Origin of the sequence: Aeromonas sp. LsrichE-8G, assembly GCF_022869435.1 — a bacterium.
Taxonomy (GTDB): Bacteria; Pseudomonadota; Gammaproteobacteria; order Enterobacterales; family Aeromonadaceae; genus Aeromonas; species Aeromonas caviae.
This window is the reverse complement of sequence record NZ_JALIHH010000193.1, coordinates 1-723: the sequence shown is the minus strand read 5'-3', so window position 1 is coordinate 723 and position 723 is coordinate 1. Positions and strand designations below refer to the sequence as shown.

The 723-nt window shown below is 53.9% G+C and carries 1 rRNA gene (only partly in view); it reads left to right on the top strand.

The features are described from left to right. Nucleotides 1–723: ribosomal RNA gene (locus MUW49_RS18445) — 23S ribosomal RNA — on the top strand (its annotated part extends 774 nt beyond the left edge of the window); the annotation flags it as partial.

The window sequence follows — 723 nt, the reverse complement described above, 5'->3', positions numbered from 1 at the left end:
GCCAATCAAACTCGGAGATAGCTGGTTCTCCCCGAAAGCTATTTAGGTAGCGCCTCGGACGAATACTACTGGGGGTAGAGCACTGTTTGGGCTAGGGGGTCATCCCGACTTACCAACCCCATGCAAACTCCGAATACCAGTAAGTAATATCCGGGAGACACACGGCGGGTGCTAACGTCCGTCGTGAAGAGGGAAACAACCCAGACCGCCGGCTAAGGTCCCAAAGTTCTGGTTAAGTGGGAAACGATGTGGGAAGGCTCAGACAGCTAGGATGTTGGCTTAGAAGCAGCCATCATTTAAAGAAAGCGTAATAGCTCACTAGTCGAGTCGGCCTGCGCGGAAGATGTAACGGGGCTCAAACCAGGCACCGAAGCCGCGGATTCACGCTAAGCGTGAGTGGTAGGGGAGCGTTCTGTAAGTCTGCGAAGGTGTATCGAGAGGTATGCTGGAGATATCAGAAGTGCGAATGCTGACGTAAGTAACGATAAAGGGGGTGAAAAGCCTCCTCGCCGGAAGACCAAGGGTTCCTGTCCAACGTTAATCGGGGCAGGGTGAGTCGACCCCTAAGGTGAGGCCGAAAGGCGTAATCGATGGGAAGCAGGTTAATATTCCTGCACGACTTGTAATTGCGATGGGGGGACGGAGAAGGCTAGGTGGGCCAGGCGACGGTTGTCCTGGTGAAAGTGCGTAGGTGGTGTTTGTAGGCAAATCCGCAGACACAAC